This is a genomic window from Rhodococcus sp. WS3 (assembly GCF_003797085.1).
GTDB classification, from domain to species: Bacteria; Actinomycetota; Actinomycetes; order Mycobacteriales; family Mycobacteriaceae; genus Rhodococcus_F; species Rhodococcus_F globerula.
This window is the reverse complement of record NZ_RKMA01000003.1, coordinates 242,457-267,560: the sequence shown is the minus strand read 5'-3', so window position 1 is coordinate 267,560 and position 25,104 is coordinate 242,457. Positions and strand designations below refer to the sequence as shown.

Sequence of the window (25,104 nt, the reverse complement as noted above, 5' to 3'; positions counted from 1 at the left end):
TAACATTGCTGAATGATTGCCTCGGTTGCGCAGCAGTGTGTCAGCGGGACCCCCGCGATGACAAGGTGGAGACGATTCCGAGATGGTCGGATCCCGTCACGCGCACCGTTCGGAAATCGGTAGCGCGAAGGGGCTTCGGTACCAGGATGTGGTCGAGTGCGGTGAACGGAGGAAGTGACCAGTCGGCCGGAAATGTTGTTGCATACGAGCGTCCGGCTTGTCGAGCAGCATCCGCGGTTTCCAGGTGAAGTACATCGCGGAACTGTTTGTGGTCCAACGTCGAGTTGAAGTCGCCGGCGATGATTGTGGGGTACGGATTCGATTGGATCACATTGCTGATTTCCGCGAGGTCCGAGACCCATGCGGAGGAATCTTGATCCTGGACGGGCGCGGTGATGTGGGTCGCGACGATGTCGAACATGGCACCGTCGAATTCGAAGGTAGCGGCGACACACGCGAATCCGAAGTTATCCAACTCTCGGGTGTGAGCGAGGGGAATCCTGCTCCAAAGTCCGGTGCCGGTGGCTCCCTGGCCAGCTCGAACAATGGAATAAGGGAAAGCGTCGTTGATCCCACCCTCGGTCAGCCTTTGTTGGAAGGCTGGTGTCAACTCTTGAATGGCGACGATGTCCGCATTCTGTTCGCGTGCCGTGGTCAGTGTCGATTGTGACTCGGCAGTTCCCTTGGCGACATTAATCGACAGGACTCGTAGCTGGTCCCCTGTGGGAGGGGGTGATCCGGGGATTGTGAGTTGAGTGCCGAGGGTGAGTGTGATCAGGGTGATGCCGATGGCCGAACCGATCCACTCGCGGCTTGCCAGCAGCCCGACCGTCGCCGGCAGCATCACGAACGGCAAGTAGGGCACGGCGACGACGAGCGAGATCAGACCGGGGTGGCGGAGTGGAAGGTATCGAAGTAGGAGCAGCCCGCCGGTTACAGCCAACATGGCCCAGCCTATCCATCTGAGAAAGGTCACCAGTCGGTTGTACCCGACTTTGCAAAGATGATCGCTGGAACATTACTGGGGTATGTTGTGGTGACACCTTAAACGGGGAGATTGAGGGTGTTAAACCAGACAAACAAACCAATAGTTTGCTTATTGAGGTGTTGAGGGCGTTGTGCCCGACCCGATTCCGGGCAGAAATTGGGTGATTTGCCTGTGAAGAGCCTCGAAGTTCAGTCGGCAAAGAGTCCAGAGGGGTGATCGTGCTCACACAAAATGACAGTGCTCGACAAGGCTGCGCGTCGACGGCTGGCGTGGATCGGGTGTCCACAGCTGTCAGTGTGGTGATCGCCTGCTACTCGATGGCGCGTTGGCATGGGATCACGAACGCAGTTCGATCGGTTGTCGCCCAGTCCGTACCAGTGGACCAGATCATCGTTGCCGTCGATCACAATCCCGAACTCGTGGAGCGGCTTCGACGTGAGTTGCCCGAAATCTCCGTTGTGTCATATGAGAATGGTCCAGGAGGAGCGTCGGGTGCGCGCAATGCCGGTGTCGAACTTGTGGCTACGCCGTATACGGCTTTCCTCGACGATGACGAGATCGCGGAGCGCGATTGGTTGGCGGCGTTAATGGCGCCGTTCGTCGACGGGGCGGTTGTGGGCACCGGCGGTCGGTACCGCGCGGTCTGGGCATCGGCCAAGCCGAACTGGTTCCCTGACGAGTTCGGTTGGGTTGTCGGAGAGTCGTTCCTCGGAATGCCGGTCGTTACCTCGAGGGTGCGAAACGTGTGGAGCGGCAACATGGCGGTCCGAACCGAGGTCTTCCGCGCGGTCGGTGGCTTTCGAGTGGGGTTTGGCAAGCAAGGAAATCGGTCTCAACCAGAAGACACCGATCTATGCATCAGAATGTCGGAGCACGGTCAGGATTTTCACTGGATCTACGTGCCCACTGCCGTGATCGATCACGAAATTCCGCAACACAGGAGCACCTTCCGGTTTTTTCTGAGGCGCTGTTACTCGGAAGGAAAGGGAAAGGTCGAACTTCGTCACGACGAGAACAATTCCGACGAACTCTCCGACGAGCGTAGTTACGTTCGAACCGTCTTGACCCAGGGCGTCAGAAGGTATGCCGGTGGCCGAAATGCGTCGGCGTCCAAGGCTGCCGCGCTGATGGCGGGAATTGGTTCCGCGGGACTGGGTGCTGCATCAGCAACTGCAATCGGCCTTCGGCGCTCACGGTTTCCAGGGCCGTCGTGATGGCGGACGGACCACGAATCTATTCCGATGCAGCGTCGATGGCATCCGCGCAAGTCATCAATGCTGCTCTGGGAATGGGATTTTGGGCTATTGCCGCGCTGATCCTGCCGCCCGCGCAACTTGGCGTTATGACCGCATTGTTGGCATTGGTAACCGCACCTGCCATGGTGATCGGGACGGGTGTTGGCGACGTGTTCAACTCGATGATGCCGGCAGCTGGCCCTGAATTACCGTCAGTGTATCGACGCGGTCTGCGGGTTTTCTACCTATTGTCCGTTCCTTCAGGCATTATCGCAGCGGGCGCAGCCGTGGTGTTCATTTCCGAGGTCAGATTTTCGATCCCCGTTGCTGCGATGGTATTCGCGGGAGTAATCGTCTGGGGACTGTTCGTTCTGCAGAACAGCACATTGACCAGCCTGGACGAAGCACGGAGACAACCACTGGTCAACGGCGCCGTCAGTTTGGGCCGAATCGCAGTCCTTCTGCTGCTCGTGTGGTTGGCGAACTGGCAACCGATTGTCATGGCGACAGTGTTGGTAGGCGGGGTCGCAGTGGTGGCGATGCGCGTGTTCATCGGGCGCATCGTGTCGGAGCGCACCGCGAGTGCACGCCAAGGAACGTGGACGGCAGAGGCAGCGGCAACCGAGGTTGTCCGAATGTGCAAGCAGGCGGTGCCCACGCAGGCGATGGGAATCGGTGTCATTCTGCTGATGCCCTTCCTGGTGACGGCATACGCGGGGCCTGTGCAGGGTGCGGTCTTCTCTCTGTCGATGAGCATCGCTCAAACACTGGAGTTCGTAGGTTCTGCGATGGGAACGTCGCTCGTGGTTCACGCGTCGAAGAACCCCCGTGAAGGTTCGAAGATGGCGCTGGTGTTGTTCGTTCGTGTTTCGGTCCTGGTAGCGGTGGGAGGCATTCTCCTGTCGCTGGCGGCGCCCGTGATCTTTGGAATTCTCAATCCCGAGTATCTCGATCTGAACGCGGAACTCGTAGTTGTGCTGCTCGCACTCGGATCGTTGTTGCGGACGATGTTCGTCGTGTGGTCGGCGTTGCAGCGTGCACGACGCGAGATCGGCCCGCTTGTGGTGATCAACGGTCTGTTCGCCGCTGTTGTGATGGCAATTTTGCCCTTCGCCTGCCATTTGTGGGGAGCTGTGGGTGCTGCGCTCACGGTTGGTATCGCGCAGGCAGCGGCAAGTATCGCGGCGGTATTCGGCGTAGCGCGGCGTCGGGATTCGATAAGAAAACGGGTATTTCAGTATGAGGTTTGATGGCATGAATCGCGATGACAACTCCGGCAATGCAAGTGCCGCTGATATGACGAAAGAGATTGTGGTGCAGAATCATCGATCCGACGGGATCACGATCCTACAACCTGTCATGGCGCCCACACCGAACATCGAACTATGGGCTGGTGCGATCTGGATTGGACAGGTCGACGAATGGGAGCTACTCGCTGCGCCCTTCGTAGCACTCGCAGGCGGGCACCGCTACATCCGGGCTCGACTCCTGGTGTCTCGTCTGAATGGATCGTCGGCTTTTGTCGAAGTGCACGTGGCGGACGGAGTGATCAGGTCCCGAGAGGCGTTGGATCTGTTGCCACAAACCGGCGCCGTAGCTTCCCCGCCCCTTCCTGAAGTGCTGGTGACGCTGATTATCTGCACCATGAATCGACCGGAACTGCTTCGGGAAGTACTCAATTCGCTTGCGGACCTCGACTACAGCAGCTACGAAGTCCTGGTGGTGGATAACGATCCGTCGTCGGGTCTGACACCGCCTGTGGTTGCAGAATTCGAAGGAATCCGGTTGGTGGGCGCGCCCGAACGAGGGTTGTCGAAGGCACGCAATATCGGATTGACAGCCGCCACCCATGACATCGTCGCGTTCACCGACGACGATGTCGTGATCGACCGTAATTGGCTCCGCGGGATAGTCGGTGGATTTGCTGTGGCCGACGACGTCCAGTTGGTTACCGGGCTCGTGCCAACAGGTGAAGTTTCGACGGCTGCGCAAGCGTACTTCGACCGACGCGTCAGTTGGTCGAAGAACTTGGTGCAGAAGACGTATCGGATGGCGGCGCCACCACCAGCTGATCCGTTGTTCCCCTTCGAAGTGGGAAACTTCGGAACAGGCGCGAACTTCGCAGTACGTCGCTCCGCGGTACTTGCACTCGGCGGATTCGACGAGGGACTCGGAGTGGGTTCGCCCTGTGGCGGCGGCGAGGACATCGACATGTTCGTGCGCATACTTCTCAGTGGCGGAGCGTTGGTTTACGAACCTGCTGCGCGTGTGTGGCACAGGCACCGGATCGACAACGCAGGCCTCGACAAGCAGATGGCGGACTACGGACTCGGATTGGGGGCATGGATCACGAAACTGATGCTGAACCCGCGCACGGCCTTGATGTTGGCGAGTCGCTCTGTCAAAGGGCTTAGACATTTTGGCGCAGTGTCCAAACCGGTTGCAGGCCGAGTACCTCTGACTCCGGATCTCGACAGACTGCCCAAGCTCGAGCGGTGGGCAGTTCTGCGAGGACCCGCCGCATTGATTCGTTCTCGCCGCGCAGGCCTGAAGAGTAAACCCCTCGCATCCGCCGGCGAAGATGTCCGCTCGAGCCCGATAATCCGAGGTCCGCACCTATCCGGTCCAATTACGCACCTGGTCAAGAAGATTGAAAATCGTTTCCCTACCGGTGAACACAAGCTTGCCGCCCTCGGAGTGGTTGGCGGTGTCAGTGGCCTGCTGGCCGCGATAATGGGCGCGACTGGAACTCTCAGCGGAATGCTGGTTCTCTTCTTTGTCATAGTGGGACCAGGCGCTGCCATCATGTCCTTCTATCCGAATCAACCCGGGTACGTGCGGACTGCAGCTGTTCCTGCGCTGGGTATTTCGATCATCGTTCTGATGACGCTGTTCATGACAACGATCGAGGAGTATTACCCCTTCTCGCAGTTAGTGATTCCCAGCCTTGTAACAGTAGTTCTGGCGTCACTACGCGTGTACCTTCTCGTCGCACGTCCGCAGATGACGGTGTCTATTCCTACGCTGCGCAGACGGTCATGACTATCTTGGAGAAACCTGTAGGTGCCGCACCAGTCGATTCATCCGGTGACCCGACTGATGTGCTTTCTGTCATCGAAAAACCGGCAGTCCAAAGCCGTGACCGGATCTCGTGGTCGATTCTTGCTGCGGCCGTGACGAGTTGGTGGATTTCGACCCCATCGCTATCCACTGCGGAACCCTCCGATTTCGGGTTGCTATTCGCGGCCTCTCCCTTCTTCGTGGTATCGATCGTCCTGTCCGTGATCGGGTTTGTCGTCGCAATGTACCGACGGAACAACCGGTCGTCCTTCGCAGCCGTGATTGTGATTGCGCTGATACAACGGACAGCCACACTCATTGCATCGGACGTTCCGCTCTACACATGGACCTACAAACACCTCGGTGTGACCGACCTGATCCAACGCAGTCACTTTCTCGCTCGTGGGGTTGACGTGTACAACGGTTGGCCCGGGCTTTTTACTGCGACAGCGTGGTTTTCGCGGGTGACAGGAGTCCCCGACATCACGATCGCGAACTGGTTCGCAATCTGTGCGCATTTGCTCATGGTCGTGTTCTTCTACTGTATGGGGCGGGCGTGGCGACTCGATGTACCGACGGCGATCTCCGCGACGTTCCTGTTCGAGGTCCTCAATTGGGTTGCACAGGACTACTTTGCGCCGCAATCGCTCGCGATGATACTCGTTCTTGCCTTCCTGACGCTCGTCGGAGCATCCAGAGATCGCCCAAACCTGGTCCTCGTGATGGTCGTCATCTTCTGCGCAATCGTCGTCACGCATCAACTGACTCCGTACTGGATGGGGTTGATCATCGGAGCGCTGACGATCTCTCGGATGTTCCGGCCTTGGTGGCTTATGTTCGTGTTTGGCAGCGTCGCAGTCGGTTTCCTCGTATACAACTGGGACAGCGCAGGAGATTTCGCCAAGTTCTCGTTTGATCTGGCGTCGAATGCGAAGTCCAATCTGGCCGGGGCGAGTCTCACTCCTACCCCCGGACAGTCCTTTGCGAGTTTGACGATGCGCCTACTGACCGTCGGTTTGCTGGCGGCATCGGCTGTCACCGCGATCATCATGTGGCGCAGAAAGCTACCCGTATTCGCCTTGGTGATCATCGCTTTTGCGCCGTTGGCGATTCTGGCTGGGCAAGGCTACGGCGGGGAAGCGATATTCCGGGTATACCTCTACTGCCTGGTGGGGTGCTGCCTGCTATTGGCATTTCCGCTCACTTGGATGCTCCGCGCAAGGCGAGTGCCGCGCACAAAGATGATAGTTGTCGCCATCATGCTTCTGGGCGCGACCTTGTCGTCGTCAGAGGCATACTTCGGCGCGTGGTTTGCCTATCTGACCAAGCCTGTAGTTGTGAAAGCAGCGTCGGAAGTCCTGGAAACCGCCGATCCGAACGGTGTGCTGAGGGCTCTGTCGCCTGCGTGGCCCGACCGGCCGACACAAGCCTATTTGAGGCTTGCTGGCGTCGACCCGAAATTCGATATTCAGCCTGAGGCTTCGACGCTGTTCTACGGGGTGGACTTCAATACCGATGAAGAGTATTCGACATTCAACGAGCACTTCGTGGCCGAAAGCCGGGCGACGTACTTTGCGATCTCCGATCAAATGGTTTTCTACAACTGGTATTTCGGCTTGTCCCCGGAGGATGCACTGCCGAATCTCGAGACCCGGATGAGGGCGGATCCCGCATGGCATGTCTTTCTCGAGGGCAACGGATTTGTAGTATTCGAGCGCGCGCCAAGCCTGCAGAAAGGTGGGGACGGTGGCTGACGGAACCCTCCGGGTCGTGACATCTACCCTGACTCGTGACGTCACTGGTATCGAGCACAGCGTCATTCGACTCCTTCCGCACCTCCGCGAACGCGGTGTGAACGTCGTGATGGCAGCTCCTGCCGGGGGCGGACTCGAACGGGCGTGGACGGCCATGGGCCTCGAGTTTGTGGGCATGCCAGATGAACAACGCGTGGGTTTGCGTGATTCGTCGGGTGGATCCGCGCCGGCCTCTGCGTTGTTGTCTCAGATTCCGCGATCCGCATCGTGGATTTCGGCGTTTCGAAGACAGGCGCTGCGCGCGGATATAATTCACTCGAATTCTCTTCTGTCCCATCTGGATTGTGTTGCGGCGGGTCGATTGACACGAACGCCGGTGGTGCTCGAAATTCATGACATCCTCAACGAGGGGAGAGGGCGCTCGTTGCTCAGTGCAGCGGTGCGGGGTGCCTCCGCGTCGATTGCCGTGAGCAATGCCGCACTGGAACAACTGTCGGTTCGGGCACAGCGGAAGGCGAGTGTCGTCCCACAGGCGGTCGACACGGCGATCTTTACTCCCGGTCGCGGATCGGTGCGAGCAGAATTGACCAACTCGCCGGACTCTGTGCTGGTTGCGGTGGTCGGTCGAATGGATCCGGTGAAGGGCATCGAAACGCTGATCGAGGCAGTGTCCGAGATCCGTTCTGTCGGAGGAGACGTGCATTTAGTTGTCGTTGGTGGACCAACAGACGGGAATGCCGACTACGCCACAGGACTTCGGCGGCTGGCTGAGGCGTTGCTACCAGGTGCTGTCCGGTTTGTCGGTCAGCGTGACGACGTTGCCGAGATCCTACGGTCAGTCGACATCTTGTGTGTACCTTCGATGCGAGAACCGTTCGGGATGATCGCGATTGAAGCCATGTCGGTCGGAACTCCTGTGGTGGCCAGTCGGACCGGCGGTTTTCTCGACTACGTGGTCGACGGTCAAAACGGTCTGTTGACTACGCCGGGTGACGCGTCCGATATTGCTAGAAAGGTTCTCTCGCTGGTATCGGACGGTAATCTCCGAACACAATTGGTAGAACGCGCACACGACACGGTGTCACAGAATCACGAGGCTTCGGCACGAGCTGAGCGGATGATCGAGATATATCGAAAGGCTATGAAATGAGTAGGAATTCGGCGGTCGCCGTGCGTTCGGGTGTCGTACTCTCGCTCACGTCACTGCTCCTTGTCAGCTCCTGCGTAAACGACGTCACGCGAATTCCGGAGATGCGAATGATGGTGGGGGCACTCGGTTCCGACGAATTCGATGGAGCGGCAGGACAACCGCCGAATCCGGCGTTGTGGGGCTTCGATGTCGGGGGTGGTGGTTGGGGAAACCAGGAGAAGCAGGTCTATACCGATTCCGTCGATAACGCCTCGCTGGATGGCAACGGCAATCTTGTACTGCAAGCGCGTCGTACGGACAAAGGATTCACGTCGGCGCGAATCGTGACCAGGGACAAGTTCACGTTTACCGAGGGGACACTCGCGGCACGCATCAAGTTTCCTATGTCCCCGGGGATTCATCCCGCCTTCTGGTTGCTTGGTGAGGATCTTGAAACGGTTGGATATCCAGAAAGTGGCGAGATTGACATCATGGAGTTGGTCCATGACGGCGCAGAGTTTCACAATGCCGTGCACGGGCCGTGGGTTGATCCGGCCGCACATTCCGAGGGCAAATGGAAGATGTCGTCCGACGGACCACTGGGCAGTGATGCCTCCGAAGACTTTCACATCTACGAGGTGATGAGAACTGTTGACTCGATTTCCATCGTCATCGACGGGGTCGTTGTTGGTGACTACTTGCGTAGTGAGGCACCTGAGGGCGCCAAATGGGTATTCGACAAGCCTTTTTACGTGTTGATGAATATCGCTGTCGGCGGTGAATGGCCAGGTCCGACAGACATCACCACATCGGATGTGTCGACGATGACTGTCGATTGGATCCGCTACTTTCGCTGAGTTCGGTAGTTGGAACTCGTGCTTATCCTTTGCAGCATAGTGGTATTCGCATGGAGAGGATGTGCGCGTGAGAGCAGTCGATCCCTACTGATTCCGGGAATGTTGTGTTTCTCCGCGAAGGGATCGACTGCAATTCGTCCGCTTACCACGTAGGTGTGGGCGCCAGTCAGTTTTCGTGGAACCATCGGACATAGTCCACGGTCATGGTAGCTGGCCATGGGGTCGTGGAATTCACTGCGCCAGGCCAGTCTCCGCCAATCGCGATGTTGAGCAAGGTATATGCGGGGGCGTCGAATACCCATGCCTCGGCTCCGGAGACTTGGGACTTGTCGAGATACAGCATTCGGACACCGTCGATGTACGTTTCGATCCGACCAGGTCGTTTCAGAATGCCATAGGTGTGAAATGCCGTGAAGTCGGTGCCAGGGCGGGTTCCACCGACGCTCCGATCCCACACGCCGGTTACTCTCGTGCCTGATTTTTTCGGACCATGGACCGCGCTCGTGTATGTCGTTGCGTCGTTGATGGTTTCGATGGCATCGATTTCACCACAGCCGGGCCAGCCTGCTGAGTACAGGTTCGTTCCGAGCGTCCAAAACGCCGGATGTAAGCCCTTCCCCGCGGGCAGTTTGATTCTTGCTTCGAGTAGCCCGTAGGTGAAGTCGACCTTGCCGTAAGTCCCCAGCCTTGCGGAAGTCATCGTATTGCCAACTTTTTGGGTCTGAATCAGGAGATTGCCTTGTCCGTCCAAACGGGAGTTCGCGCGAGAATCGGTATATACCTGTTTCTCGTTGTTTCCCCAGCCTCCGCCGGTTTCGTAACGCCAGATGTTTGGATTCGGAGCTGAATTTGCAGGACCGTTGAACTCGTCGTAGGCGTAGACCGTGAAGCGGTCCGCCGCAGCTGTCGGTGATACCAAGGGCGACAGCGTAATCGCCGCCACTGCCAGAGTTGTTGAAACTATGGAAGTGCGAAGGATCGATGAAATTGTCATGCGCAGATCGTAAGTTCGAGTTGTCGGTTTAATCCCGATCGTTCGGAATTGTTATAATTTCGATATAGTAATAACGTGCAGTTTGGTTCCAAGTATGGTATCGGGATTTTTCCCGGTCTATTCGCTCGAAAACAGTGTTTCGCCCCAATAACTTCCTGTTGAAAGTCCGCCAGGGCAGGCAAAGACGGCAGAACCGACGTGCTGGATGTATTCGTTCAGCGCGTCGTGCCGGGAGAGGTTTTGCTGCATCGGAACAAACTGCTCGACAGGGTTCCGGCAGTACGCAACAAAGAACAAGCCGGCGTCGAGGTGACCGAGCCCGTCGGAACCATCGGTGAAGTTGTATCCGCGCCGCAGGATTTGGATTCCGCCCAGTTCTTCGGACGACGCCAGACGGACATGTGCGTCCTCGGGAATGACGAAGTCGTGGCCTTCCTTCGAGTCTAGATCGAGTTCGTCGAACTCGTCCTTTCCGCCGAGCGGAGCGCCACTGCGCTTCGACCTGCCGATGACGGCTTCCTGTTCCTTGAGGACTGTGCGATCCCATTGCTCGATCAGCATCCGGATGCGGCGGGCGACCAGAAATGATCCCCCCGCCATCCATTCCTGATCGTCGGCGCCGTCGACCCAGACGTGTTCGCTCAGTAGCGCTGGATCCTCCGCCTTGATGTTGGCGGTTCCGTCCTTGAACCCGAACAGGTTTCGCGGAGTTTGTTGTGTCGTGGACGTCGAGGATGTTCGCCCGAATCCTAGTTGCGACCATTTGACCGACGCCGTTCCGAAGGCCACGCGCGCGAGGTTGCGGATGGCATGAACCGCGACCTGGGGATCGTTGGCGCACGCCTGGATTGCGATGTCGCCGCCACTGCGCGTCGGATCGAGGTTGTCGGCCCGAAAATGCGGAAGGTCCAGTAGCGCAGCAGGCTTCTTGTCAGCCAGTCCGAAACGGTCGTCGAACAGTGACGGTCCGAAACCGATAGTGAGAGTCAGTTGTGAGGCAACAAGGTCGAGTGCCTCGCCGGTATCGCTCGGCGGTGCATACGGGCCGTCACCGGTTGCACCGTCCTCGGTTGCTTCCTCACCCTTTGTCATTCGCTCGGCCATTGTGGTCCAGGTCTGCAACAAAGCGATCAGTTCGTCGCGGGACGTCGTCGTCACGTCGAACGCGACGAAGTGCATACGATCCTGGGCGGGCGTTGTGATGCCGGCCTGATGGTCACCACGAAAAGCCACCACGTCGGAGTTGTCGGTGCTGGAACTGTTGTCAGCGGTGACCCGTCCGACAACAGCACCGGCACCAGCGAGGGCAACACCGGCTCCCACGGCGCCGAACAGTTTGCGCCGTGAGAGTCCTTGCGGTGTCGGATTTTCCGGGCTAGGTGTGCCCTCTGGTGCATCAGTCATTACTGTCCCGCAACTACTTCCTGAACCTGGCTGACCTCTGCGGACAGAGCGTCGATCTTACGTGAAAGTTCCTGGCGCTGAGCTTCGGTGACGGTGTCGTAGAAGACAAATCCGTCGCCGACGCGGAACTGCGCGAGCGCTGCGTCGAGGTCGGCAAATCGATCCGAGATACGCTGGGCAAGTTCGGGATTGCGTTCCTGCAGAATCGGGTTCAGAGCGGCGATCGCAGCCTGGGAGCCGTCGACGTTGGCCTGGAAGTCCCACAGGTCGGTGTGCGAGAAGATGTCTTCTTCGCCGGTGATCTTGGATGTCGAGATCTCGTCGAGCAGTCCCTGTGCATCGCCGGCGATCTTGGTGGGATCGACCGAGTAGTCTTCGGCGTTTACCTGATCAGCCAGATACTGGATATCGACGAGCAGCTGATCTGCGACGGCATTGGTGTCGGGCTGCAGACCGGTGACCCACAGATCTTTCTCGAGGCGGTGGAAGCCGGTCCAGACCTGGCCGGGCTCCAGGTCTGCCTCACGCAAGTCGAGCTTGGGATCGAGCTCACCGAAGCTCTCGGCCTCGGGCTCGATGCGTTCGTAGTACGTGCGAGTGATCGGGAACAGCGCCTTTGCCTGCTCGATGTCGCCCGACTGAACGGCTGCGACGAACTGAGCGGCGGTGTCCTGTAGTGCCACGATCTGGCTGCGGATGTATCGGCGGTACCCGTCTGCTGCTTCTGCGAGCTGGCCACTCTCGTCGGTGGCTGCCTGCGAATCGCCGGTGACGACAAAGTCCTGTCGGATACCGGTTCCGACCATTCCGGGCTTGCACGCAAGCTGATACGTCGCTGCCTCGGGGAGTGAGACGATGAGCTGACGCGTCAGACCGGGCCCGATGTTCTCGACCTCGCCCATCGCGCGGTCACCCTCGGCGAAGACGTAGAACTCGGTGACCTTCGTGCCGTTGTTGGTGACCTGGAACGTCGACTTGCCCGTCGTACCCGTGGTGGCACTGACGTCGCACGAATCATCGGTGGCAGTGACGATGACGTCGCCGTCGCTTGCCGTCGACTTCTCGGTGCACGCGGCAAGTGAGAAGGGGAGTACCGCGGCTGTCGCGAGCACGAGAGTGGATTTGCGCATCGTTGGAAGTGCCTTTCAGGATTCTGTCGGTTCGGACGAAGTGGTCGGCGATGCAGCGATGGCAGGTGCCGGTGACGATTGCGGACGCAGGAAGAGCGCCAGCACGACGACGAGATACACGACCCACGCGGTCGCTTGCAGAACCGTCGGGTCAGGGCGGAAGTTGAAGATGCCGGCCAGGACAGTGCCGTACCACGTGGACGGGTCGTAGCCCGGGGTGAGGTTGAAGGCGGTGTTTTCGGCTCCTGGCAGGACGTTCCCGATCTGCAGGGCGCGGATGCCGTACGAGAGGATTCCGGCGGCCACGACGATGAGGAAGATCGCGGTGTAGCGGAAGAACGTCGTGAGATTCAGACGTAGCGCCCCGAAGTACATGGCGACGGTCAGGATGGCGGCCAGGAGAATGCCGAGCAGCAATCCGATGAGTGGCCATGAACTGCCTGCCGTGTTCTCGGCGTACCCGACCATCAGCAGTGCCGTCTCGACGCCTTCGCGGCCGACAGCAAAGAATGCGAGCGTCAGGATTGCGATCGGTCCGGCGACGAGGGCCTTTTCCATGCCGGCCTTGAGGTCGCCGGAGATGGTCTTGGCCGCGGTTCGCATCCACAACACCATCGCAGTCACGATCACCACGGCGATCAGTGACGCAATTCCGGCGATGACTTCCGCGGTAAGGCCGTCGACGGTGGATGTGCCGTAGTGGATGACAAGGAAAATGATCGCGACCATCGCCACGGCGGCAAAAACGCCGAGCCACACCCACTTCAGTGCGTCCCGCCGCTGTGCCTTGACGAGGTACGCGGCCAGGATCATGACAACGATGCCGGCTTCGAGGCCTTCGCGGAGACCGATCAGGCCACTGCCGAATAGCTGCGTGGCAACTGACGGACTGCTCGACGCTGCGAGTACCGACACGGGCACGGATGCTCCTTAACTGGAGGAAGCTCGGCAGCTTCACGGAATCGGCCAAAAGTAGGACAGCCTTAACTCCGATGAAGATACTCCACCTTGCGGCTGCTATCCACACCCTGACCAGGCCTTTTGATTCTCTTTACTATCAAATTCGGGTGTTCAGTCGACTCGTGTGGATGATGGAGGGGTGTACCGAACCACTGCCAAGACCTCGAGACCCCGACGCGTCGTGCGCGTCGTCGCCGCGATAGCTGCCGGAACGGTGCTTGCCGGAGTGGGTATTGCAGCGTGTGGATCCGATGAACCGAAGATCGCGATTCCCGAAGGAATCCCGCCGGGCGTTGGCTTGCCGACACCGCCGATCGACATCAATGCACCCGGCCGCAGCGCAGATCAACTCGGTGATTGGGCCGCCGGACTGAGCAGTGACGTCGGAATCGGTACGACTGCGCTCACGGCCTACGGGTACGCCGCCGCCGTGATGGCTGAGACGTTGCCCGGTTGCGGGATCGGGTGGACGACACTCGCCGGGATCGGGAGCGTCGAAAGCCGTCACGGAACGTACGACGGCTCAGCGGTAGACGCCGTGGGTCAAGTCAGTCCGATCATTCGCGGCATACCACTCGACGGTGGGCCGGGCGTAGCCGAGATTCCCGACACCGACGGCGGCACCATGGACGGAGATTCCGTCCACGATCGAGCGATGGGACCGATGCAGTTCATCCCGGAAACCTGGTTGAAGTGGGGCGTCGACGCCAACGGTGACGGTCGTATCGATCCCGACAATATCGATGACGCCGCCCTCACCGCGGCGCGGTATCTGTGTGCCCGCGGGGGAGACCTGACCACAGCCGCAGGGTGGCAGCAGGCTCTGATGGCGTACAACCTCTCCGGGGACTACCTCGCGCTCGTGCGCGATCGGGCTTCGGCATACTCGGTGGGAACGCGGCCGGCATGAGTGCTCATGACCGCAGTTCAGGCCGGTGTGTGCGCGTCGATAAAGAAGCCTTCGCGCGCTGCGGTTAGGCTGTGTGCTGGCACTACGGGGGCCCCGGCACGATCGTGGTCCAATGCCCATGCACGCAGTGTGTGTCCCAATGTCCACGCACGCGGAGTGCGCCCCAATGCGAAGCCCATCGAAGGAGAACCACACAGTGGCCAGTATTGAGCAGGTCGGAGCTCGCGAGATCCTTGATTCCCGTGGCAACCCCACGGTTGAAGTTGAGGTTTTGCTCGACGACGGAAGTTTCGCCCGGGCCGCAGTGCCCTCCGGCGCATCCACCGGTGAGCACGAAGCCGTCGAGTTGCGCGATGGTGGCGCTCGCTACGGCGGAAAGGGTGTCGAGAAGGCAGTCGAGGCAGTTCTCGGCGAGATCGCGCCCGCAATCATCGGCATCGACGCCACCGAACAGCGCACCGTCGACCAGGCGCTGCTCGACGCAGACGGCACCCCGGACAAGTCTCGCCTCGGCGCCAACGCACTTCTCGGCGCTTCGCTGGCAGTTGCCCGCGCCGCAGCGGAGTCCTCGGGCCTCGAGCTGTTCCGTTACGTCGGTGGCCCCAACGCCCACGTCCTGCCCGTCCCGATGATGAACATCCTCAACGGTGGCGCTCACGCCGACACCGGCGTCGACGTCCAGGAGTTCATGGTTGCTCCGATCGGTGCACCGAGCTTCAAGGAATCCCTGCGCTGGGGTGCCGAGGTTTACCACTCCCTCAAGTCCGTCCTGAAGGAAAAGGGTCTGTCCACGGGCCTCGGAGACGAAGGCGGCTTCGCGCCTGACGTTGCCGGCACCAAGGAAGCTCTCGACCTGATCACGATCGCGGTGAACAAGACCGGCCTCAAGCTGGGTACCGATGTCGCGCTCGCGCTCGACGTTGCAGCCACCGAGTTCTACACCGACGGCACCGGCTACAAGTTCGAGGGCAAGAATCGCACGGCAGCCGAGATGGCAGCGTTCTACGCCGAGCTCATCGACGCTTACCCGCTCGTCTCCATCGAGGATCCGCTCGACGAAGACGACTGGGACGGCTGGGTTGCACTCACCGACCAGATCGGCAACAAGGTTCAGCTCGTCGGCGACGACCTGTTCGTCACCAACCCCGAGCGCCTCGAAGAGGGCATCGTCAAGGGCGCGGCAAACGCACTGCTGGTCAAGGTCAACCAGATCGGCACCCTGACCGAGACCCTCGACGCAGTCGACCTCGCTCACCGCAACGGCTACAAGACGATGATGAGCCACCGGTCCGGCGAGACCGAGGACACCACCATCGCGGACCTCGCAGTTGCCGTCGGCAGCGGCCAGATCAAGACGGGTGCGCCGGCTCGTAGCGAGCGCGTCGCCAAGTACAACCAGTTGCTGCGCATCGAGGAGAACCTCGGTGATGCCGCTCGTTACGCCGGCGAGGTTGCATTCCCGCGCTTCGCATTCGAGGCCTGAGCAACACATTTAGGTATCAGCAGTGTCTGCACAACGCGGTAAACCACGATCCCCCGGCGGAAGTCCGGGGGGTCGTGGTTCCGGGCGCGCGGACACTGCTCGTCGCACCAAACCCGGCAGCACCCGCCGGGCACGCGGCACGGAAGCCGAGTCGGCGGAAGCAGCGTCGACCGGGGCAAAGGCAACGTCGGCCTCGACGCGTAAGTTCTGGTCGAGACTGCCCAGTTCCGACAACACGGTCTTCGGGCTCTCGACCAGCCGGGCTGTCATTCTCGCGATGGTTGTTCTGATGCTCGCGTTGACGTTGGCGGTGCCGTTGCGCACGTACATTTCTCAGCGTTCCGATGCCGCTCAGATCGCTGCCGAACGACGGGTACTCCAGGAGGAAGTTGACGCGCTCCGGCAGCAGAATGCGCGTTTCGATGATCCCGCATATGTCGAAGCGCTTGCGCGGGAACGCCTTCGGTACGTCAAGCCTGGCGAGACGCCGTTCCAGGTACAACTTCCCGGTGACTATCAAGAACCCGAGAAGAAGCAAGTTGAAGAAGCCCCGCTGACAGGTCCGTGGTATCGCGATCTGTGGCAAACGATTTCGGAGCCACCAGTGGTTCCCGAGACGAAGGCAACGCCGGCGCCGATGCCGGTGATGCCGACAGAGCAGTCAGAAGAACAAGGAGTACCCACCGGGTGAGCAATCCGTCCGAAAATTCCCCTCACGTCGCGCAGGCAGATCTTGACGCCGTCGCAGCTCAGTTGGGCCGTGAGCCGCGCGGAGTGCTCGAGATTGCATACCGCAGTCCCGACGGCACACCAGGCGTGGTCAAGACAGCTCCCAAACTTCCTGACGGCACACCTTTTCCGACGCTCTACTACTTGACAGACCCCAGGCTGACCGCAGAGGCCAGCCGTCAGGAATCTGCCGGTGTGATGCGTGAGATGACCGAGCGCCTGACGCAGGATCCCGAGTTGGCTGCCGCGTACCGCCGCGCCTACGAGTCGTATCTTGCCGAGCGCGACGCCATCGAATCCCTCGGTACCGACTTCGCCGGTGGCGGGATGCCGGATCGCGTCAAGTGCCTGCACGTTCTGATGGCGCATTCACTGGCCAAGGGGCCTGGCGTCAACCCGCTCGGTGACGAGTCGGTGGCTCTGGCAGGGAAGGGCAAGCTGCGCGGCACCGCCATCCCCGCTGATTGGCCGGGCATCGACGACGCGGTAGATCCCGAGAAGTGAAGGGTCGCGTTGCCGCAGTCGATTGCGGCACCAATTCGATCCGCCTACTGATCGCGGACGTCGGTGCAGACGGGCGATTGGTTGACGTACGCCGCGAAATGCGGGTTGTCCGTCTCGGTCAAGGTGTTGACGCAACAGGAACTTTGGCTCCCGAAGCCATCGAACGCACCCGTGTCGCATTGGTCGAGTACGCGGGCATGATCGCGGAAGCCGGAGCAAGCGCCGTTCGGATGGTTGCCACATCTGCGACGCGCGATGCTGCCAACCGCGACGACTTCTTCGCGATGACGCAGGAAGTTCTGGGCGGCGTGATTCCCGGTGCGGGAGCCGAGGTGATCTCCGGCGACGAGGAAGCGCGACTCTCGTTCAGTGGTGCTGTGGGAGAGCTTGATCCGTCCGAAGGCCCCTTTGTTGTGGTCGATCTCGGCGGCGGTTCCACCGAGTTGGTTCTCGGCGACTCTGCTGGTGTTCAGGCTGCGTATTCCACCGATATCGGCTGTGTGCGGGTGACCGAGCGGTGCCTGCATTCCGATCCTCCGACCACTGAACAGGTCTCCGATGCAACAGAATTCGCGTCCGCGAAGCTTGCGGAAGCATTTGCGGTTGTTCCCATCGAGAAGGCTCGGACTTTTGTGGGTGTCGCGGGAACCATGACGACGCTCTCGGCAATCGCGCAGGATCTGCCGGACTACGACGCAGACAAGGTGCACCTGTCCCGAATCTCGTTCGGCCAGTTGATCGACGTGTGCGAGCGCCTCACCGCGATGCCGCGCGCCGAACGAGCGAAATTCGGGCCCATGCATCCCGGACGCGTCGACGTGATCGGCGGGGGAGCGATCGTCACCACCATCCTCGCGCGGGCATTCGAGGACAAAGCGGGAATTACCGAGTTGGTCGTCAGCGAGCACGACATCCTCGACGGTATTGCCATGTCGATTCCGCTGCCCGCATCCCAATAGTGCTGATGGGCATCACGATCGGTGGGTCTGATTACGATGCCTGAGAGCGCACGATAGTGTGATCCCTGTTGTTGTCGGGAAACCGGCAACAGCAGGGAAGGCCCCCATAGCCCAATTGGCAGAGGCAACGGACTTAAAATCCGTCAAGTGTCGGTTCAAGTCCGACTGGGGGCACCACGAAATTGCTGGTTAGGAGTTTTCCGGCAGTTTGATGCGCAGCGCTACCTTGCCGCGTGCTACCCCCGCGCTACCCGCCGGCGGTCACGGTCGGCGCGTTGAGCAGAACTCTCTTGTGTGACGTGAGAGCATCATTTGGTGGAGAAGCGCTATCAAGTGTTCGTGAGTTCGACCTACACCGACCTCACCGCAGAACGTGCAGAAGTTATCCAGTCGATCCTTCGGATGGACCATCTTCCGGCTGGCATGGAGATGTTTCCCTCAGCCGATGAAGGGCAGTGGGACCTAATCGAACAGGTTATCGATGAGAGCGACTATTACGTGGTTGTCGTAGCGGGACGGTATGGCAGCATTATCGATGCTGAGGGGATTAGCTATACCGAAAAAGAATACGACTATGCCGTGGCAGCGGGTATACCCGTTCTCGGATTTGTTCATAAGGACCCTGGGAATATCGCCGCGAAGAAGACGGACATGAATCCTGATGTCCAGGATCTGCTTGACAAGTTTCGAGTGAAGGTTCAGTCAAAACCCGTCAGTTTCTTCGGGTCTCCGGCGGAGCTCGGCGGTCTCGTCGTAACAAGCTTGATGCAAGCGGTAAAAAAGCGCCCTGGTGTTGGTTGGGTACGCGGCGATCTGGCAATGACTGTTGAGCAGGAGCGGGAAATAATCTCACTCCGCGAGCAGGTTGCTGCGCTGAAAGAGCAAAAAGCAGCGGCCGAAAGTGCACTGGTGGAGGACGTTTCAAAACTTGCACAGGGCGGGGATAAAGTCACACTATGGGTGCAAGTGAACAGCCGATACACGAACGGTGGAAGTGAGACAGCCGTCGCTAAGACGTCGTGGGATGCGATTTTCAAGGACATAGCGCCAGTGATGGTTGATGAGGAGACCGAACCCCAGGTCCGGAAACGACTTGCGGATCACTTGCTATTTCACGTCGATCATGAGGATTTGGAGAAGCTTGCTGCCGTTCGGGAAGGACGCTCTGCAGTTTTTGACGACGACTGGGACCTTGTCAAGACGCAACTTCGAGCGCTCGGATTGATTGACAACGGCGCAAAGAAGCGCCAGATCAATGATTCAAATAAGTATCTGCGGCTAACTGAGAAGGGGGATCGACATCTGACGACCTTGCTCGCTGTCCCCAGGGGAATCGATCCGAACGCACAAGACGACTCATCGGCTGCGGGGCCCACGGCGGAGGAGGCCCTGCCGGGTCTACCTTCCGAATAGTTGGATGACGTTCGACTGCTCAGGTTCTGGGGTGGGTGTTGGAGCTGAGACAGCCTCGGGTTCGGGAAGGTTGTTGCCAGCGCCACCTTCTTCTTCGGGAATCCAGTCGCCGTAGGTGTCCAGAGTCAGCGTAAAAGTGGAGTGCCCGAGCCAACGCGATACCTGCATGAAGTGCGTACCCGCCATGAGCTGCATCGTCGCCATTGTGTGCCGTAGATCGTGGAGTCGGACGCCCTGTTGAGCCGGGGCGGTGTCGGTCACTGGGCGGCTGGCAGGGAGACCGATTGCCTCCAAGGCAGGCTTCATGATGGTGTCGTAGAACGTGCCCATCGCCAACGGTTGTGACCAGTCCAACGGCACCGCGTATCGGGTGCCCTTCGCCCGGTGTCCACCGCCGTTCTTCCGGCTCGGCCACAACGGTGCCGTGGGCTCGTCAGCGCGCGGATGGTCGGTCAGATATGCGTGCATCCGCTGAGCTAGCCACGGAGGCAACGGAACTGACCTTCGCGACTTACGCGACTTTGGTGTGCTGGTAACCCACTCGCCACCCTTGCGTTCTTTGGTCCGGTGAACGTTGACCATGCAACGGGTATCCCGGCCGGGGTGGGTTGTGAAAACGAGGTCTTGGACCTGCAGTCCAGCGTTCTCGCTGGCTCGCACTCCGCTATACGCCATGAATTCGACCATCAGCGCATAGACCGGGTACGTCGGTAGGGCGTGGGCGTCGCTGGTGGGGGTGCTTCCGGCGATGGCTGCGCTCAGGTTGGCTACCTGTTTGGCGGTCAGAGGGTGATGCTCGAACTTTTCATGATCGCCGGTAGCGCGGTTAGTGGCAAAGTCCACGCGCTCCGATGGGTTGGATGTGATTGCGTCGTGCCGAAGCGCGTATTTCATCACGCGACCGAATGTGCCCCATGCGTGCTTCACGGTAGCTGGGGAGAGAGTCCCGGACTGGCGGCACTGCTGGCTCACTAGTGTGGCTAAGAATTCCTCGCAGTCCCTTGGAGCGATGCTGGCAATTGCCCTGCCGCCGAACCGATCTAATGAGTAGCGCTTGAGTACATTCTCGTAGTCGTCCAGGGTGCGCTGCTTCAACCGCCCCTGAGAAACCTTGACCTGTTGACTCTCTATCCATGCCTGCGCGTAATAACCGAACGGAAGATCGCCTGCCTTGCGCTGGTCCGCCAACGAGTTAGTCTGGCCTGTGTGCTTGGCAGCGTTCAGCTCGTCTCGGCGGGCTTCGGCTGCCTCCTTGGTCGGGAAACTTTCCTGACGGTTACGCGTGCGCTTCCGGCCTTCGGGATTTGCGGGGTCGGCCGGGATCGGCAGACCGTAGGCATCGCGCTCGACCTCCTTCCAGATCACTTTGTACGTCTTCACTGGCTTGCCCCGGTTCCGCTGTTTCGTTTCGTACGACTTGACCCACGCCATGTCAGGCCACCGCCTTCGTTGTCAGGCCGAGGCGCTTCAACGCGCTACGGACAGTGGAGTAATGCCAGGTGTCGCCTCCGGTTGCGGTGAGCACCCCTTCATCGGTGAGCCGCGAAGCAATTGCCTTCGCTCCGAACCCTTCTGTGTGGAGCACTTGGATACGCCGCTGCGTCGCCGGAGCGATCAGCCGTCCGCGTCCTTGCTGTCGCTGAGCTTCCAAGCCTTCGCGGGTGCGCTCGGCGATCTTGCGACGCTCCTCTGCTGCGACTGCCAAGCGCACATCCGCGACAAGGCGCTGGCTCGGGTCGCCACCGTCGGCACCGTTGCAGTCCATGAGCCTCCAGCCGTAACGCTCCGCTCGCTTGAAGAGTTCGGCGGCGTCCAACTGGTCGCGGGTAGCTCGGTCCAGGGCACGCACCAGCAGCACGTCAGCGACGCCGTTCTCAATCGCAGCAATCGCAACGGATCTGCCGTGCATCAGGTCAGCCTTGGCTCCGCTGACCACGTCCATCGTTACCGTCAGCAGCTCATGGCCGTTGGCTTCGCACCAGCGCTCCAACGCGTCTCGCTGTGCGGCCAGTCCGTATCCGTCGTCGCCCTGCGCTTTGGTGCTCACTCGCACATATCCGATGATCCTCATACCTGTTCTCTCCCTTGCTGGTTGGGGGTGTTGCAACACAAGGGTGGTTGCACCCCCTACACCCCAACCATACCGGCACGCCCTGCGCCCATGATATCGAGTTATGTTGTCTCGCTTGAATATTCGAAACCTACAGAGGGTGGACTGTCGACTTCGGATTTGAGCAGCTACAGCCCACGGCGCGGGCAGCTGCCCACCCGCGCCCATCAAATCCGATGCGGCGACGGATGGGCCGGTCTATTAGCGGTTACGGCGGCGCGCCTGCGGTGCCAGCGGTGGCGCGGTTGCCCGTAGTTGGTTAAGCGCGTCTTCCATTGGCATCAGTCCGCCGCTTGTGGGGTTCTGCAGTTCAGAGGCCGGGGCGGGTCGTTCGCGGACAGCGCGACTCGGCATATGAACGGCGTCTTCCAGATAGTCATCGTCCACCAGTTCTGCATCTAAAATGTCTCGCCAGTCTGCGGACAGCTCATCTGGAACACCGCGCGCTGCACGGCTTTCCGCTCGGCTGCCACCTTCCATCATTTCCGTCAGCAGTTCCTCGAAGGGCTTGCTTGGCCCCACCTCCACTGAGACAGCAGTTTTGGCGCTCAAGCCCGCACGGTCCAACGCATCCTTGATCGCCGCGAGCTTTACCGCTGCCGGGGCGTCGTCGGCGGTGGCGATGCCTAGCAACTCCTTCGCCATGCGATCCGCCGCGAGTTCCAATCTGACGCGGGCTTTCGCCTTCACCTGCGGGCTGCGTCCACCGTGCGTGCCGCACACGTTCCCACCGTTGATAGCAGCCCTCCGGCAGGGTTCGCCGTTTGTGCGATGCGCAGTGCACGGGCGCGCTGGCTGCCTTCCGTCCGACCATGCCGTAGCGAGAGCGCCTTCCTTGCCTCCAACCTTTGATGCGTCGGGAATCGGCTCTACCGAAACCTCCACCACCGCATTCTGATCGGCTGCCGATTGCGTTGTGTGCGAGCTGTTCTCGATCATTTTCTTCCAACTTTCTTGTGTAGTGGATTGTTTAAAAGTGGGCAATGCGGCCAGGTTGGGTACGGGGGGTACGTGTACCCACCACCCTCAGATATGTCCTATACCCGCGATTGGTATTTTCATCATCTACCTGTAGTTTTACAGCGCGCTGGCAACCGTTTTGGCGCACAAGGGGGGGTACGTGTACCCCTCTGTACCCCCCTTTGCGTAGAGAGTGTGGACAGCTCATTCCAACGCCTTCATCACGAGGGAATAGCTACCTTGCTGACCGTCAATTCGGTCAGCAATGCCCGCTGCCACAAGGCGATCGGCGGCCTCGTCGTAGTACTCCCGTAGCTCCATTCGCAGGGCCTTCCGGCCGTCCTTGCGAGTCAGCTCGCCGGTCTTCTGGAGGTGCTTTCTCGTGAGCTGGAGCGCCCGGTCGAGCAGTGCTGTTTCCATTGCGTCGGCCTGAGCAACGGCGCGTTCGCCTTCTGCCCGACCACGACTACGGTTCGCCTCTCCAGCCTTGGCCTGGAGCGTCTGCCGCACCTGTGCACGAGTCCGATCGCTGATTGCCTTGACAATGCCCGCCAGGTACCAATCTTCCTCGGTCACGGCATCGGTGCGTCCGGCCAACCACATCAGTGCCGCAGCTACTTTCAGCCGCGCAAGCAATCCATGACTGTCCAGGTCGTCAGTGTCGCGGCCGTCGAGCTTGGCAGCCACCTGCGTCAATCGCTTCCACCGCCGAACGCGGAACGTCAAGCACTTGGAACTCGTCAGGGTTTGGCTCATCGCTCAGCTTCATTCGTGCAACGTTGAAGAGGAGGCGGGTTTCTTTGCCGTCAACCGACTGCACAGTCTCCGTGGCATTCTCGGTCACCAGCTCGCCACCCGGCCAGCGCGGCAACTTCAGCACCTCTGGATTTTCGGGGAGCTCGCGGGGCCGGTCAGGATCAGTGGTGGGAAACCACAAGAATCGCTGTGGCGTACCACCGTCTGCATCCTCGAACAGCGTCTGCGACCGCCCCGGCTGCACCCCTACAACCATTGTCATCCGGTAGCGGTGATCCTTGATGGGGATCTTCTTGTCGTCTGCGGCGTAGCTGAAGCCCAACTGCTCACCCATCCACGCCTTACGCAGTTCGGGCATGAGTGTGGAGCCGCTACGGCCTTTCAGTGCCGCCAATGAGTCGATCTCCGGCACGCTGAACAACACCGAATTGCGGATATCGACCTGTTCGCGACCCTTCTTGTACGCGTACTCCTTAAGAATCCCTTCGCCGCTACCCGGTGAAGCCGAATGCACGACAGGGCTTGTCAGCACGGCAGCCTTCGCCGCCTTTTCCGACGTCCCCTTTCCACTGCCAGACTTTGCGGCGATCGCCACGAACAGGTTCAAGCTGCCGTAGTCGCCAACCAAGGGCGGCAACACAACACACGGTGGAACCACCGCCATTGCTCGCGCCAACACCACCCCAAACATCGACCACGGTCCCACCCTGCGTGAGCGAGCAAAGTCCCGCAGGTTGCCCAGTTCGGTTCGTGCTGACCAGAACTCCTGTTCGTCGATCAAGGCTTCAGCTGGGTCGTCGCGGTTCAAGCGGGCCAGCGTCTCGGCCGGGTCAGCCAACAAAGCCTGAGCGGCTGCCCACCGAGCCGTCCGAGCGAACTCGTCAGGAGCCGGCCGATTGCGACCACTTCCAGCGCTCTGATCGACGAACGACGCGATGAACGCTTCTTGCAGTTCAGCAGTCGCCAGTTCAGCCGGATAGCATCCGGCAATCGCCTCGCGGTAGGCCATCGGCAACGCGTTTACAAGCGCTTCATGTCTGGACATACCTCCACGGACGTTCTGCTCGAACACTTTCCGCGCACCCTTGAGGAAACCGGGTCGATCGTTCGCGACGTACTTCGTCAAGAAGTCGCCTAGATCAACGTCATTCATCGGCTCCGCTTCGCGATCCGGAGCACTACGCAGGCATTCGCGCAGAGCACCGGGAATGACAGGAATTGTCCCTGACCCAGACCACAGATATCCGCCGCCCTTTGTCTCGGCGTCCACGTGTGGGGTCGGCGCGGCGATGATGACACCGTTCTTCCCTCTCACGTCACCGAACGGCGCGAACGCACCAGCACTGTTGCCGTACGACTCACCCTCCGGCACCGCGAACACGTAATGTCCGCGTGCCAGCTTGCCCTGTCGGCTACTCTGGAACCGACCCATTTGCAATGACTTCCGGAGATTGTCAGGAACATCGACTAAGTCTTCTGTGTCCAGGTCAAACACCACCGCACCGCTCCGGCCCGAGTGCAATGCAATTCCGCAGGCAGGGTTCCTGTCCCACCATTCGCGGATCCGATCTGCGTCGCGGGAAGACTTATGCTCCCAGTCACCACCGACCACGCTGCCGGGATTCTTGCGGTCAGTCGGACGAGTCGGCAACACATACCAACCCGCCTCGGCATAGGCCAGGGCTGCGTCTTGCAAGGTCATCTCGTTAACTCCGCCCGGAACCCGTAGATCGGATATCTTGGGGGCACTAGGCAACTCATCTATGATC

The 25,104-nt window shown here is 60.0% G+C and carries 22 protein-coding genes and 1 tRNA gene; 13 read left to right on the top strand and 10 right to left on the bottom strand.

The annotated features are described in order from the left end of the window. Positions 1–40 precede the first annotated feature (40 nt). Positions 41–976: an endonuclease/exonuclease/phosphatase family protein gene (locus EEB13_RS22355; RefSeq protein ID WP_141486315.1), complete on the bottom strand. Its 936-nt coding sequence runs from the start codon at positions 974–976 to the stop codon at positions 41–43. A 230-nt stretch (positions 977–1,206) separates the two neighbouring features. Between EEB13_RS22355 and EEB13_RS22350 the strand changes: the two genes are divergently transcribed. The 6 genes from EEB13_RS22350 to EEB13_RS22325 are packed head-to-tail and all read left to right on the top strand — an operon-like array spanning position 1,207 to position 9,023. Continuing rightward, positions 1,207–2,202: a glycosyltransferase family 2 protein gene (locus tag EEB13_RS22350; protein WP_141486314.1), complete on the top strand. Its 996-nt coding sequence runs from the start codon at positions 1,207–1,209 to the stop codon at positions 2,200–2,202. Positions 2,203–2,240: 38 nt separating this feature from the next. Continuing rightward, positions 2,241–3,473: a lipopolysaccharide biosynthesis protein gene (locus EEB13_RS22345; protein ID WP_141486313.1), complete on the top strand. Its 1,233-nt coding sequence runs from the start codon at positions 2,241–2,243 to the stop codon at positions 3,471–3,473. 4 nt (positions 3,474–3,477) lie between these two features. Continuing rightward, a complete protein-coding gene (locus EEB13_RS22340; RefSeq protein ID WP_187328611.1) occupies positions 3,478–5,265 on the top strand; it encodes a glycosyltransferase family 2 protein in 1,788 nt (595 codons plus the stop codon). Continuing rightward, complete coding sequence (locus EEB13_RS22335) at positions 5,262–7,037, top strand: hypothetical protein (RefSeq protein ID WP_141486311.1); 1,776 nt, start codon at positions 5,262–5,264, stop codon at positions 7,035–7,037. Before EEB13_RS22340 ends, EEB13_RS22335 begins: the two co-directional genes overlap by 4 nt. Next, on the top strand, positions 7,030–8,187 hold the full coding sequence (locus tag EEB13_RS22330; protein WP_187328610.1) for a glycosyltransferase family 4 protein: 1,158 nt from the start codon (positions 7,030–7,032) through the stop codon (positions 8,185–8,187). The genes EEB13_RS22335 and EEB13_RS22330 overlap by 8 nt, the downstream gene beginning before the upstream one ends. Further along, positions 8,184–9,023, top strand: a complete 840-nt coding sequence (locus EEB13_RS22325) for a glycoside hydrolase family 16 protein (RefSeq protein ID WP_261984618.1) — start codon at positions 8,184–8,186, stop codon at positions 9,021–9,023. The genes EEB13_RS22330 and EEB13_RS22325 overlap by 4 nt, the downstream gene beginning before the upstream one ends. Positions 9,024–9,189: 166 nt before the next feature. On the opposite strand, the gene EEB13_RS22320 is transcribed toward EEB13_RS22325, so the two are convergent. The 4 genes from EEB13_RS22320 to efeU form a co-directional block, all read right to left on the bottom strand. Continuing rightward, on the bottom strand, positions 9,190–10,017 hold the full coding sequence (locus tag EEB13_RS22320; RefSeq protein ID WP_233363443.1) for a glycoside hydrolase family 16 protein: 828 nt from the start codon (positions 10,015–10,017) through the stop codon (positions 9,190–9,192). A 117-nt stretch (positions 10,018–10,134) separates the two neighbouring features. Continuing rightward, on the bottom strand, positions 10,135–11,421 hold the full coding sequence (efeB, locus tag EEB13_RS22315) for an iron uptake transporter deferrochelatase/peroxidase subunit (RefSeq protein WP_141486309.1): 1,287 nt from the start codon (positions 11,419–11,421) through the stop codon (positions 10,135–10,137). Next, positions 11,421–12,551, bottom strand: coding sequence for an iron uptake system protein EfeO (gene efeO / locus EEB13_RS22310; RefSeq protein ID WP_045069320.1), 1,131 nt, complete (start codon positions 12,549–12,551; stop codon positions 11,421–11,423). The genes efeB and efeO overlap by 1 nt, the downstream gene beginning before the upstream one ends. 15 nt (positions 12,552–12,566) lie before the next feature. Then, positions 12,567–13,466 carry an iron uptake transporter permease EfeU gene (gene efeU, locus EEB13_RS22305; RefSeq protein WP_141486683.1) on the bottom strand — a complete coding sequence of 300 codons (900 nt, stop codon included), beginning with the start codon at positions 13,464–13,466 and terminating at the stop codon, positions 12,567–12,569. A gap of 244 nt (positions 13,467–13,710) precedes the next feature. Between efeU and EEB13_RS22300 the strand changes: the two genes are divergently transcribed. The 7 genes from EEB13_RS22300 (at position 13,711) to EEB13_RS22270 (ending at position 19,509) form a co-directional block, all read left to right on the top strand. Further along, positions 13,711–14,421 (top strand): lytic transglycosylase domain-containing protein, encoded by a 711-nt coding sequence (locus EEB13_RS22300; protein ID WP_371851326.1) that lies wholly within the window; start codon positions 13,711–13,713, stop codon positions 14,419–14,421. Positions 14,422–14,617: 196 nt separating this feature from the next. Further along, on the top strand, positions 14,618–15,904 hold the full coding sequence (gene eno, locus EEB13_RS22295) for a phosphopyruvate hydratase (protein WP_033234550.1): 1,287 nt from the start codon (positions 14,618–14,620) through the stop codon (positions 15,902–15,904). 22 nt (positions 15,905–15,926) lie between these two features. Then, complete coding sequence (locus tag EEB13_RS22290) at positions 15,927–16,595, top strand: FtsB family cell division protein (RefSeq protein WP_033234549.1); 669 nt, start codon at positions 15,927–15,929, stop codon at positions 16,593–16,595. Beyond that, positions 16,592–17,137, top strand: a complete 546-nt coding sequence (locus tag EEB13_RS22285; protein WP_045069327.1) for a DUF501 domain-containing protein — start codon at positions 16,592–16,594, stop codon at positions 17,135–17,137. The genes EEB13_RS22290 and EEB13_RS22285 overlap by 4 nt, the downstream gene beginning before the upstream one ends. Beyond that, complete coding sequence (locus EEB13_RS22280) at positions 17,134–18,096, top strand: Ppx/GppA phosphatase family protein (protein WP_045069330.1); 963 nt, start codon at positions 17,134–17,136, stop codon at positions 18,094–18,096. The genes EEB13_RS22285 and EEB13_RS22280 overlap by 4 nt, the downstream gene beginning before the upstream one ends. A 100-nt stretch (positions 18,097–18,196) precedes the next feature. Next, positions 18,197–18,273: transfer RNA gene (locus tag EEB13_RS22275), tRNA-Leu, on the top strand. A 138-nt stretch (positions 18,274–18,411) separates the two neighbouring features. Continuing rightward, positions 18,412–19,509 carry a DUF4062 domain-containing protein gene (locus tag EEB13_RS22270; protein ID WP_187328609.1) on the top strand — a complete coding sequence of 366 codons (1,098 nt, stop codon included), beginning with the start codon at positions 18,412–18,414 and terminating at the stop codon, positions 19,507–19,509. Here the strand turns inward: EEB13_RS22270 and EEB13_RS22265 are convergent. From EEB13_RS22265 to EEB13_RS22245, 5 genes are all read right to left on the bottom strand, one after another. Next, the gene (locus EEB13_RS22265) at positions 19,495–20,940 is read right to left on the bottom strand and encodes a tyrosine-type recombinase/integrase (protein ID WP_141486307.1); all 1,446 of its coding nucleotides are present in this window, start codon (positions 20,938–20,940) and stop codon (positions 19,495–19,497) included. The two genes, EEB13_RS22270 and EEB13_RS22265, sit on opposite strands and share 15 nt — an antisense overlap. Position 20,941: 1 nt before the next feature. Continuing rightward, complete coding sequence (locus tag EEB13_RS22260) at positions 20,942–21,580, bottom strand: recombinase family protein (RefSeq protein WP_141486306.1); 639 nt, start codon at positions 21,578–21,580, stop codon at positions 20,942–20,944. 240 nt (positions 21,581–21,820) lie between these two features. Continuing rightward, a complete protein-coding gene (locus EEB13_RS22255; protein ID WP_141486305.1) occupies positions 21,821–22,558 on the bottom strand; it encodes a hypothetical protein in 738 nt (245 codons plus the stop codon). Positions 22,559–22,783: 225 nt separating this feature from the next. Beyond that, positions 22,784–23,266 carry a hypothetical protein gene (locus tag EEB13_RS22250; RefSeq protein WP_141486304.1) on the bottom strand — a complete coding sequence of 161 codons (483 nt, stop codon included), beginning with the start codon at positions 23,264–23,266 and terminating at the stop codon, positions 22,784–22,786. Continuing rightward, entirely contained in the window at positions 23,235–25,037 is a 1,803-nt protein-coding gene (locus tag EEB13_RS22245) for a bifunctional DNA primase/polymerase (protein ID WP_187328608.1), read from the bottom strand. The genes EEB13_RS22250 and EEB13_RS22245 overlap by 32 nt, the downstream gene beginning before the upstream one ends. Positions 25,038–25,104 lie beyond the last annotated feature (67 nt).